The organism is Tenacibaculum sp. 190524A05c (assembly GCF_964036595.1).
In the GTDB taxonomy this organism is placed as follows: domain Bacteria; phylum Bacteroidota; class Bacteroidia; order Flavobacteriales; family Flavobacteriaceae; genus Polaribacter; species Polaribacter platacis.
Window position 1 is genome coordinate 4,088,327 of sequence record NZ_OZ038523.1, and the last position, 12,000, is coordinate 4,100,326.

Sequence of the window (12,000 nt, forward strand, 5' to 3'; positions counted from 1 at the left end):
CTTACAAAACACTGTAAATTCAGTAATATTTTTGTTACATTTATCATATTAATTGAAAATGCAGATGGATATAAATAAATATAAGGTTACCGAACCTGTTGAACTTCATAAAATTCCTACTCAAGAACCAATTGAAGATGCCGAGAAGAAATTAAAAAGGGTTAGAAAAAAAATAGCCAACTTACAAAATACCATGTATGCCGAAGGTAAATATAGCGCTTTAATTTGCTTGCAAGGTATGGATACTTCTGGTAAAGATAGTTTGATTAGAGAAGTATTCAAGCAGTTTAATGCTAGAGGAGTAGAGGTTCATAGCTTTAAAGTTCCTACCGAACTTGAACTAAAACATGACTTTCTATGGAGACATTATATTGCTTTGCCTGCAAAGGGAAAGGTTGGAGTTTTCAATAGAACACACTACGAAAATGTTTTGGTAACAAGAGTCCATCCTGAATATGTATTTTCAGAAAATATCCCAACGGTTAATAGTCTTGACGACTTGAAAGATGATTTCTACCACAGCAGAATGGAAAGAATAAATCAGTTTGAAAAACATATTTCTGATAATGGTACCATTATTTTGAAGTTCTTTTTACATCTTTCCAAAGACGAACAAAAAAATAGACTACTACGCAGATTAAATATTCCAGAAAAGAATTGGAAGTTTTCTGCTGGAGATTTAAAAGAACGAAAACTTTGGGATACCTATCAAGAGTGTTATGAAGATGCAATTAATAGAACATCTACATATTATGCTCCGTGGTTTGTTGTTCCTGCGGACGATAAACCTACAGCTCGTTTAATTGTAGCAAGTACAATTCTTGAGGAATTCAAGAAATGCGATTTTAAAGAGCCGGTTTTAGAACCAAAGTTAATGGATAAAATAGATGAGTTTAAAGCTCAGTTAAATAATGAATAAATTACCTAAATGGAGTTAAATCTTACCAAACCTCTAGTGTTTTTTGATCTGGAAACTACTGGAATAAATATTGCAACAGATCGCATCGTAGAAATTTCAATTTTAAAAGTTTTCCCTAATGGAAATAAGGAAAGCAAAACTTGGTTGGTAAATCCGGAAATTGAAATTCCTGAACATGTTGTAGCTGTTCATGGAATTACGAATGAAAAGGTAGTTAATGAACCAACTTTTAAAGAACTTGCTAGTACAATTAATGAAATGATTGCTGACGCAGATTTAGCAGGTTTCAATTCGAACAGGTTTGATATTCCTCTTTTAGCGGAAGAGCTTTTAAGAGCAGGAATTGATTTCGATATGGATAATAAAAAGGCAATTGACGTTCAGGTAATTTTCCATAAAAAAGAACAACGTACGTTAAGTGCGGGATATAAATTTTATTGTGGAAAAGATTTAGAAGATGCCCATTCTGCAGAGGCAGATACAATGGCAACATATGAAATCTTAAAGGCGCAATTAGATAAGTATGATGACATTGAAAATTCAGTTGATTCATTAAGTGAATATTCAGCTCATACAAAAAGAGCAGATTTTGCTGGCTTTATTTTATTTGATGATGAAAAGCAAGAAATTTTCTCATTTGGAAAATACAAAGGTCGCAGAGTAGTAGATGTGTTAAAGGAAAATCCGGGTTATAATTCTTGGATTCAACAAGCAGATTTTCCGTTGTACACGAAGAAAGTATTACGTTTAATAAAAGAGAGAATGTCTGGAGCGAATAAGGCTGCTGATAATATGTCGGATGAAGAAAAGCTTAAAGCTTTACAACAAAAATTTAATTTAAGATAGTATGTACGTATCGTATAGCGACTTACCAAACAGTTCAAGAGTTTGGATATATCAAGCAAATCGTGAATTTACGCAAGAAGAAATAGAAGTTATTTCAGCTAAAGCAATTTTATTCATTGATCAATGGACAAGACACGGAGATGATTTAAAAGGATCTTTTACTATAAAGTACAATCAATTTTTAGTGATTGCTTTAGATGAAAGTTTTATTGATGCTTCAGGATGTTCTATAGATGCTTCAGTACGTTTTATTCAGTCTTTAGAAAAAGAATTGTCAGTTGACTTAATGGATAAGTTAAACGTTTCCTTTAAAGACGGAGATAGAATAAATATTGTGAAGCTTTCAGATTTTCAAGAATTTGCTAAAGAAAAGAAAATAAATTCAGAAACAGTAGTTTTCAATAATATGGTGAATACCAAGGAAGATTTTGAGAAAAAATGGGAAGTTTCAGCTAAAGAAAGCTGGCATAACCGTTTTTTGGTATAACTATTGTTTTAAACATAATAATCCCTGTTATTTCAATTTAATAACTAGAGAATACATTCTCTAACATAAAAACGCGTGTAAGATTTTATGAATAAAAGAGTACCATTTTTACTGACCTTATTTTTTATTATAACAGTTAAAGCTCAACAAGTTGATCCGTTAAGAGCTAAACAATACATACTTCAAGAAGAATGGGTAGATAGTATTGTAACTAATATGACAGTTGAAGAAAAAATTGGTCAGTTATTTATGATACAGGCGTATTCCAATAAAGATGCTTCACATGAACAATTTATTACAGAAATGATTACAAAATATCATGTTGGTAATTTAATTTTTATGAAGGGAACACCTAAAAAGCAAGTTTCATTAACCAATAAGTACCAAAGTTTAACTGCTAAAGTTCCGTTATTGATTGGTTTTGATGGAGAATGGGGATTAGACATGCGACTAAAAAACACCTATCGATTCCCTTGGAATATGACCTTAGGTTCTATTCAGGATAATAAGTTATTAGAAGAGGTAGGGGAACGAATTGGAGAGCAATGTAAAAGAGTCGGAATTCATGTGAATTTTGCACCAGTTGTAGATATCAATACAAATCCTAATAACCCTATTATTGGTAATAGATCATTCGGAGAATCAAAAGAAAGTGTAGCAGAAAAGTCAATAGCTTTTACTAAAGGAATGCAATCTGCGGGAGTTTTAGCGAATGCTAAACATTTTCCAGGACACGGAGATACAGCTACAGATTCTCATTTAACGTTACCAACAATTAGTTTTTCAGAGAAAAGAATTGATTCAATAGAATTATATCCATTCAAAAAACAATTTGAGTCTGGAGTTGCTAGTGTAATGACGGCTCATTTGAGTATTCCTTCTTTAGAAATGAATCCAAATCTACCATCTTCTTTATCTGAGAATGTAGTTACAAATATTTTAAAAGGTCAACTTGGTTTTAAAGGTTTGATTTTTACGGATGGTTTAAACATGAAAGGAGCGGCAGACTATGCAACTCCTGCGGAAATTAACTTGGCTGCCTTCAAAGCTGGAAATGATATTCTTTTAATTCCGCAAGATGTTCCAAGCACTATTACTTTATTTAAGACAGCATTAGAAAAAGGTGAATTATCTGAAGAGCGTTTGGAATTTTCGGTTAAGAAGATTTTAAAGGCAAAGTATTTAGCTGGTTTGAATAATTTTCAACCAATCTCGGAAGATAATTTACTTGAAGACTTAAATACGACTAAAGATGATTTATTACATCGAGAGCTTATTAAAAATGCGATAACTGTTGTTAAAAATAACTTTAATACAGTTCCTTTTAAACATTTAGAGCAAAAGAAAATCGCATATGTTAAACTAGGAGATGATAAAGGAGATCACTTTGTAAATACATTGAAAAAATACACTCGCGTAGATGTAGTTTCTGATGAAAATCTTGGCGGATTATTGCAAAAGCTTAAAAAGTATAATTTGGTGATTATTGGTTTCCATAAATCCAATAAAAACCCTTGGAAAGGATATAAGTTTGCTAATAAAGACTTAGTGTGGTTGCAAGAAATAGCAAGAAATAATGAGGTTTTATTGGATGTTTTTGCAAGTCCGTATAGCCTGCTTCAAATTAAAACGTTTAAAAATATTGATGGTGTAGTTGTTTCTTATCAGAATAGTAAAATTTCACAAGAATTATCTGCTCAAGCATTATTTGGCGCATTTGATATAAAAGGAAAATTACCAGTTTCCATTAATGAAGATTTTGCCGCTGGTGAAGGAATAGAATTAAAATCATTAAAAAGACTTGGATACAGCATTCCTGAGGCCGTTGGTTTATCCTCTAAAAAGCTAGAAAATATAGATAGATATATTGATACTATATTAAAGCAAAAAATGGCTCCTGGAGGACAAGTTGTGGTAGCCAGACATGGTAAAATTGTGTACAATAAAAGTTTTGGTTATCAAACAGAAAATAAGCGAAGAAAAATTAAGGATTCAGATATCTATGATTTAGCATCGTTAACTAAAATTTTAGCGACACTTCCAACAGTGATGAAGTTAGAAGAGAATAAGAAACTATCCTTGTTTTCTGATTTAGATAATTTATTGCCTGCATATAAAGAAACGAATAAAGAAGCGTTGAATTTAAAGCAAATATTATCTCATTATGCTCAATTGAAAGCTTGGATTCCTTTCTATATTCAGACCTTAGATTCTGTAACGGGTAAGATTTCGAAAGATTTATATCGTAAAAAGAAATCTAGAGATTTTAATATTAGAGTAGCTAAGAATTTATACTTAAAGAGTTCGTACAAAGATTCTATTAAAACTTTTATTAAAGATTCAGATTTACGAGAAAGAGTAGGGTATAAGTATAGTGATTTAGGATATTATATCATGAAAGATATTGTTGAGAGAAAGTATAAAATGCCTTTGAATAAGATTGTACAAGATGAGTTTTATAAGCCACTTGGATTAAATAGAACATCTTATTTGCCATTGAGAAAATACAATTGGAAAGAAGTTGTACCCACTGAAAAGGATGACTATTTCAGAAATCAATTATTAAGAGGTTACGTACATGATATGGGAGCGGCCATGCAAGGTGGAGTAGGAGGACATGCGGGATTATTCGCAAACGCTAATGATGTTGCTAAAATCATGCAGATGTATTTGCAAGAAGGGTATTATGGCGGGGTTCAATATTTTCAGCCAGAAACAATTGAAAAATTTAATAAGAGATATTATTCTCATGTTCGAAATAGAAGAGGTTTAGGTTTTGATAAACCTCAAATTAACCCGAAAGAAAAACCTACTTGTGGTTGTGTTTCTGATAGAAGTTTTGGTCATAGCGGATTTACAGGAACGTATACTTGGGCAGATCCTGATTCAGGAATTGTATATGTATTCTTATCTAACAGAGTTTACCCTACAATGAAAAACAGAAAGCTTGTAAAAAGCAATGTTAGAACTAAGATTCAAAAAGCTATTCAAGATGCTATAATAAACTAATATTTCAAAATGTGAAATCGTATCAGTTATTAAAGGATTGTATTCTTAAAGAAGAAATTTTAGTTCATAAAAAAACCTTTAAAAGAGACGAATATATTAAATCATTTGGTACAACCGATAACAACATTTATTTTATTAATTCCGGAAGCGTAAAAGTCTACTTTACGCATAAGGATGAAGAGCATATTTTGTATTTCGGTTATGAAGGTTCTATAATTACGGCATTGGATAGTTTTATTTCGAATAATACCTCAAATATTGAAATTCAAACACTGAAAAAAACAGAGGTTTTCTATTTAGGAAAACAAGAGTTTGAGCAGTTTTTGAGTTCGAATATCGAGTATATGAAATTATGGAATAAGGTATTAGGAGATTTAATTTTGTATCAATTTGATAGAGAAAAAGAATTATTAATAAACTCACCTGAAGAACGATATTTAATCGCTTTAAAGCGAAATCCAGAGCTTTTTCAAAGAATTCCACACAAACACATTGCTTCTTATTTAAGAATGGCTCCTGAGACGTTAAGTCGATTGAAAAAATCATGACTTGAATCAATTTTTATTGATAAAGACTGTCGTTATTTTATCCCTATAAATTTTAGATGTATGAAAGATTTTACAATTCGATTATTATCAACTGACGATTCACTTGCTTTTTTTGAATTAATTAAAAGGAATAAAAGCAGGCTTGAAAATTTCTTTGCAGGAACAGTTAAATATACAAACTCATTAGAGGATACTATAGAATACTGTAAGGTTATTGAAGGTAGAATTTTAAGAAAAGAATATTATCCTTATTTGATTCTAGATGAGAAAGGCAGTACAATTGGATTTATTGATTTTAAGAATATAGATTGGAGCTTGCCAAAGGCTGAATTGGGTACTTTCATTGATTTGAATTATCAAGGAAGGGGAATCATAACAAAAAGTTTTAAGCTTCTTTTAGATAGTGTGATAAAGAAACACAGGTTTAAGAAACTGTTTTGTAGAATATCACCAATGAATAAAAGGAGTATTCAATTAGCGGAACGCTGTGGGTTTGAATTAGAAGGAGTTCTTAAGAAAGATTATAAAACTACATCAGGAGAACTTATAGATTTATGTTACTATGGAAGAGTTCTAGACGAATTTTAAATTAATTTTTAAAAGCGTATTCAATAATATTAGCTCCCATTTTCAAAGCTTTTACTCTAATTTCTTGTGGATTTTTATGCACTGATTGATCTTCCCAACCATCACTCAAATCACTTTCATAATCATAAAAAACGACTAACCTACCTTCATAAAATAAACCTAAACCTTGAGGAGCTTTTTTATCATGCTCGTGAATTTTAGGTAACCCATTAGGAAAAGAAAATGTCTGATTATAAATTGGATGATTTTTAGGGATTTCTTGCAGTATTAATTTTGGAAATAATTTCTTTAACTCTCTTCGTATGTATTTGTCCAGACCGTAGTTGTCTGAAATGTGCAAGAAACCACCAGATATTAAATAGTTCCTAAGATTCTCAACATCGTCATTATCGAAAAAAACGTTTCCATGTCCAGTAAGAAATAAAATAGGATAATTAAAAACATCAATACTACTTGGAGTTACTGTAGTAATGTTACTATCAATTGAAGTTTTACAATATTGATTTGTAAATTTTACTAGGTTTGGTAAAGAAGTAGGATTCGAATACCAATCACCACCGCCTTGATATTTCAAAATACCAATTTCTTGCGCATGTGATATATAACAACATATTATAAAAAGAAATGCAATTTTCTTCATTGAATTCAATTTACATGCAAGATAGGATAATATAGACATAAAAAAAAGCACCATTCCCTTCTCAATGGTGCCTCTTTGTTCGTGAAGTAAAGTAGTAAATAATAATCCCTAAAATATATTTACTGGTTTATGTAAGTTTCACTTCAAATATACGTTGGTAATCAGATACTTGACTCCTAAATCATCTAATTTGGACGATTTAGGACAACTTTTATAAAAAAAAACACTGTAATTAAACAGTGTTTGTGCTTTTCCCTCTTCATAGAGAGACGTAAAAGCTCTCTATATGCTTTAAATTTAATATTAGTAATAAATACATCACTAAAATCTAAATAATGTATTTATCATCTCTGGAAGTCCAAATATATAATGTACTAAAGAAAAAAAGTCCTAAAACGTCCATTCTGGATGTTTTAGGATAGGTTTTATGATTCAGAATTCGACTGATTTCTATTTTTCTGAATTATTATTTTTGAAAGCTAAAGGAGTCATTCCAGTGTGTTTTTTAAAAACGTCATAAAATGCAGATTTCGAGTTAAAACCAGACTCTAAGCCAATAGAGGCTATGGTGTAACCTTCATATTTATGATCGAGCAAAAATTTTTTTGCTTGCTTTACTCGCATTTCATTGATATAATCAACAAAGCTCTTTTTCGCATTTTTATTAATGGTAGCTGAAAGTGTACTGGATCCTATATTTAAATCACCTGAAAGGTTTTGTAAGGTATATTTTGGTTGCAAATATATTTTCTCGGATTTAATGAATTTGTCAATTTCTAAAAATTGAGTTTCATATTTGTTATCCTCTGTCACCGATTTAACTTCCTGGTCTGATTCGCTAATTAATTCTTCAGAAGCAGTATCAATATCTGCTCTAATGTTTTTTCGCTCTTTAAGAATTCTTAAATAACGTAATCCTTGATATCCTAAAATAAAAATGATTACTGTTGTAGATATTCTTAAAGGATAGTACGAGTAAATAAAACCGGTAAAGTTTAAACTGAATTTTATAACCAGAGCAAATATCCAAAGGACATAAACTAATAAGGTTAATCTAAAGAAATTATAGATCCACTTTAAATTGTCATATGTTAATATTCTGGTGAATAGTTTCTTCTTTCCTTTTAGAATATAATAGGAGTATACAAAAACTGAAATGGAACCTACAAAACTGATTAATTCTTCTATGGATGTATATCTTTCATATACGTAATTCAACTCATCTTTTGTTCCTCCACCAAGCGAATAGCTTAAAACAAAAGAAATTTGAGCAACACACAATACAATGAAAACTGTAATAAAGTATTTTAATAATTTTCTAGATTTCTCATAAATATCTAAGTAATTGATAAGAAATGCATAGAAAAAAGGTGCGCTTAAAAAATGCCATGGAATTTGAATGTAGTCCAACATAAATTTATGTTGAAATAGATTTCTTTCTAAAGCCCAAGATTGAAGGTTGTTTAACGAAATGGTTAAGATCATTAGGTTTAGAAAAAGCAAACTCTTATTCTTACCATATTTTGAAAAAAACATGATAAAACAAAGTGCAAATCCATGTATTGCACTTATAAGCAAGAACATATTAAAAAAGTCCGCAGTGCTCAAGGTGATTAGTAATTTAGTTGTTTAATGGTACTTAAAGTTAGTAAAATAAAAACGAAATGGAGGTAAGAAATCTGTAATTTTACTTCACTAAAACTAAGAATCTAGCACTTAAATGTAGTCAAAATTCCATTAATCGACAACAGAAATGTTAATTTTAGTGTAAGAAATTAATGCTATGTACAGCTACTAGTCCTGCTGTTTCTGTTCGTAATCGACTTTCACCCAATGAGATTGGAATATATTTTGAATTCAAAGCATCTTGTGTTTCTCGTAATGAGAAATCTCCTTCAGGACCAATAAGAATTGTAATTATATTGCTAGAGAAGTTTATGTTTTTTAACGAAGTTTTTTCACCGTCATTACAATGGGCAATGCATAATTCTTCATCTCTTTCTTTTGCAATGAAATCACTGAATTTAGTTAATTCATTAAGTTTTGGAGCCGTAAACTTTAGGGATTGTTTTACTGCAGACAGCATGATTTTTTGAAGTCTATCGTGCTTAATAACTTTACGTTCCGAATTATCACAAAGTATTGGCGTAATTTCATCTATACCAATTTCTGTAGCTTTTTCAATAAACCACTCCAGTCTGTCAATATTTTTAGTAGGAGCTATTGCAACATGTAAGTAATAACTCCATTCTTTTTCTTTGAATACGGATTTTACAATTTTAGCAACGCATTTTTTATCACTTTCTATTATGATTTCAGCATCAAACAGATAACCATTACCGTTTGTGATATGAAGAATGTCTCCTTGTCTTTTACGAAGAACTCTTACAATGTGTCGACTTTCTTCTTTATTGAAAAGAATTTCTTTGGTCGATTCGTTAATTTCAGTATTAAAAAAAAGTTGCATTATAAATCTAAACGATAAGTTCTTCTTCTTTTATGTGTTCGTGGGTTAAACTGCGACCATAATTTATGAATAGCAGTATTGTCTTCAAGTTCAGGAGTTCGAATACAATTCTCTATATTTCTTTCTCCAAAAGTTTTATGAAACTCACTGAATAAAATTGCTGTTACTCCTTTATTTTGATACTCCGGATCAACTCCAATTAAATAGAAAGTGACATCTTTTGAGTTCTTTCGTGCATTAAGTAGATGAAAAATTCCAAAAGGAAAAAGTTTACCCTTTGCTTTTTGTAGCGCTTTCGAAAAAGAAGGCATTACAATTGCAAAAGCAACTAATTTATCATCGCTATCAACCACAAACTTAATGTACTCAGGATTTATAAAACTAATATATTTCTTTTTAAAATATTGAATTTGAGCATCTGAAATAGGAACGTAGGTTGATAATTTAGAATAAGATCTGCTAAAAAGTTCGAACATTTCATCAACATAAGGCATAATGTCTTTAGTTTTAGTGAAATTAAGTTCTCGTACGCCATATCGCTTTTTTAATATCTTACTGGCTTTAACATGCCTTTCAATCTTAATGTCTTCGTATTTAAATCTATTTTCTAAATATTCTTTTTCCTTACGATATCCAAGTTGCTCTAAATGGTCTTTATAATAAGGATGATTGTACCAAGTAATCATTGTACCAAGTTCATCAAATCCTTCTATTAAAACACCTGTTTTATCTAAGTTGTTAAATCCAACAGGTCCTTCAACATATTCTAAATTATTTTCCTTAGCTATCTCTTGAACTTTATCTAAAAGGACTTTGGTAACTTCAATGTCATCAATTACATCGAACCAACCAAATCTCATTTTTTTTATGCCTTGTTGCTCAATTTCATATCTATTAATAATAGCAATTACTCGTCCTACGATTTTACCATCTCGTAGTGCAACAAAAAAGCGTGCGTCTGCATTTTCAAAAACCGGGTTTATCGTTTTGTCAAAATTATTTACTTCATCCTTAACAATAGGAGGTACCCAGTATTTATGATTTTTATATAATGAAAAAGGAAATAAAACAAACTGTTTTATTTCCTTTTTTGAATGTATTTCCTTTAGTTGAATCATACAACAAAAGTATAATTATTTAACTATTCATCATCTTTTTTCTTTTTTTCTTTCTTCTCATCTTCTTTCTCTTTTTCCTTTTTCTCTTTTTCTTCTTCTTTTTTAAGTTCTTCTTCGAGCTTCTTAATTTCTTTTTCTAATTTCTCTTGCTCTTTCTTTTTTCTCTTTTCTTCTTTTAACTTTTCTTTTTCCTGTTTTTTCTTAGCCTTTTCTTCCGCTCTTTTCTTCTTTTTCGCAGCTTTTTCTTTCTCTTTAGTTGTTTTCTTCTTGGCTTTTTTATCTTTTTTAGTAATATCGTCAAGAACAGATTTTTGCCTAGTTCTCTTTCTACCTTCTTCTTTTTTCTCTAATTCCTCTTCGGTTTTTTCTTCTTCTAACTGAGGAGCATTCTTGTCTTTTTTCTTGAATAAATTCTTGATTTTATCGATTAACCTACCAAAGAATCCTTTATTATAAGTTTGAACATCGTCGCCTTCAATTTTATTCCCAAATTCGTCTAACTCAGTATACTTGTCAATATGTTTATTGATTCTATAAGAAACTCCCACGCTTGTGTAAATTCCCGTACTGTTTTCTTGGAATGTAGCTCTTAATGATGAGTTTATTTGTAAATTTTTGTTGAATAAGTATGCAGCACCAACTCCTAAGTTACTTTGGTTTTCTTGTTTGTTAAATAAAGCTTGATGTTCTGCAAAACCCGACCATTTATCAGTAAAATTATAGGTTCCTGTAACAACGTATGAAAGTTCAGGTAAGTAACCGCCAATGTAATTATAGTGAATGTTAGTAACAACATTTAACTTATGTGAAAATTCATTTTGCAGTAAAACTCCAATTTTAGGTGTAATTCCACCTCTTTCATGAAAATCACTTAAAAACGAACCGAAATTTAATCCACCGTAAACGGCTACGTGAGGAATCCATCTAGACCAATCAAAAGAGTGTCTTTTTTTCCAGCTTCTAATTTCTTTAGAGCGATCTTGATATTTTGGTTTGTATATTAAATATTTTGCTCCTAAAGTAAATTGTCCTAATCCAAATTCTGATCTTGAAGATTCAAATACATTAACAAAAGCAAATTCATTTTGTTGCAAAGAAGTTGTTAGGTTAACTTCTAAATATTCATCTAAAAGTCCCATTCTATAATGTAATTCCAATCCAGTAGCTCTAGGATTACTGAACGTTGGGATAGCAGAAGTTCCTCTATGAAAAATACTGCTTTCAAATTGATATACACCTGTTCCTACGCTGTAAGGACTTTCAGAGAAACCAGGTTTATTGGAATTAATTACATCCGTGTATTGTGCTTGTAAAGTTGAAACCAACAACAACAATACTACACTAAAAATTTTTTTGATCATATTCAACGCAAACATTT

Annotated in this window: 11 protein-coding genes; 6 read left to right on the forward strand and 5 right to left on the reverse strand. The window is 30.4% G+C overall.

The window, feature by feature from the left end; all coding sequences use genetic code 11:
- Nucleotides 1-64 precede the first annotated feature (64 nt).
- The 6 genes from ABNT61_RS18405 to ABNT61_RS18430 all read left to right on the forward strand — a co-directional run bounded on the left by ABNT61_RS18405 (nt 65) and on the right by ABNT61_RS18430 (nt 6,397).
- Complete coding sequence (locus ABNT61_RS18405; RefSeq protein WP_348744309.1) at nt 65-919, forward strand: PPK2 family polyphosphate kinase; 855 nt, start codon at nt 65-67, stop codon at nt 917-919.
- A gap of 9 nt (nt 920-928) precedes the next feature.
- Nucleotides 929-1,765: an exonuclease domain-containing protein gene (locus ABNT61_RS18410; RefSeq protein WP_348721891.1), complete on the forward strand. Its 837-nt coding sequence runs from the start codon at nt 929-931 to the stop codon at nt 1,763-1,765.
- Between the two features lies 1 nt (nt 1,766).
- Entirely contained in the window at nt 1,767-2,252 is a 486-nt protein-coding gene (locus ABNT61_RS18415; protein WP_348744310.1) for an ABC transporter ATPase, read from the forward strand.
- Nucleotides 2,253-2,339: 87 nt separating this feature from the next.
- Complete coding sequence (locus ABNT61_RS18420; protein ID WP_348744311.1) at nt 2,340-5,261, forward strand: glycoside hydrolase family 3 N-terminal domain-containing protein; 2,922 nt, start codon at nt 2,340-2,342, stop codon at nt 5,259-5,261.
- A gap of 11 nt (nt 5,262-5,272) precedes the next feature.
- Entirely contained in the window at nt 5,273-5,809 is a 537-nt protein-coding gene (locus ABNT61_RS18425) for a Crp/Fnr family transcriptional regulator (protein WP_348744312.1), read from the forward strand.
- Between the two features lie 60 nt (nt 5,810-5,869).
- Nucleotides 5,870-6,397: a GNAT family protein gene (locus tag ABNT61_RS18430; RefSeq protein ID WP_348744313.1), complete on the forward strand. Its 528-nt coding sequence runs from the start codon at nt 5,870-5,872 to the stop codon at nt 6,395-6,397.
- Between the two features lies 1 nt (nt 6,398).
- On the opposite strand, the gene ABNT61_RS18435 is transcribed toward ABNT61_RS18430, so the two are convergent.
- The 5 genes from ABNT61_RS18435 to ABNT61_RS18455 form a co-directional block, all read right to left on the reverse strand.
- The gene (locus tag ABNT61_RS18435) at nt 6,399-7,037 is read right to left on the reverse strand and encodes a DUF4159 domain-containing protein (RefSeq protein ID WP_348744314.1); all 639 of its coding nucleotides are present in this window, start codon (nt 7,035-7,037) and stop codon (nt 6,399-6,401) included.
- 450 nt (nt 7,038-7,487) lie between these two features.
- Nucleotides 7,488-8,522, reverse strand: a complete 1,035-nt coding sequence (locus ABNT61_RS18440; protein WP_348744315.1) for a helix-turn-helix domain-containing protein — start codon at nt 8,520-8,522, stop codon at nt 7,488-7,490.
- A gap of 277 nt (nt 8,523-8,799) precedes the next feature.
- Entirely contained in the window at nt 8,800-9,504 is a 705-nt protein-coding gene (locus ABNT61_RS18445) for a 16S rRNA (uracil(1498)-N(3))-methyltransferase (RefSeq protein WP_348744316.1), read from the reverse strand.
- Nucleotides 9,504-10,622 carry a GTP cyclohydrolase gene (locus ABNT61_RS18450; protein WP_348744317.1) on the reverse strand — a complete coding sequence of 373 codons (1,119 nt, stop codon included), beginning with the start codon at nt 10,620-10,622 and terminating at the stop codon, nt 9,504-9,506. The genes ABNT61_RS18445 and ABNT61_RS18450 overlap by 1 nt, the downstream gene beginning before the upstream one ends.
- Before the next feature lie 23 nt (nt 10,623-10,645).
- A complete protein-coding gene (locus ABNT61_RS18455) occupies nt 10,646-11,983 on the reverse strand; it encodes a transporter (RefSeq protein WP_348744318.1) in 1,338 nt (445 codons plus the stop codon).
- Between the last annotated feature and the right edge of the window lie 17 nt (nt 11,984-12,000).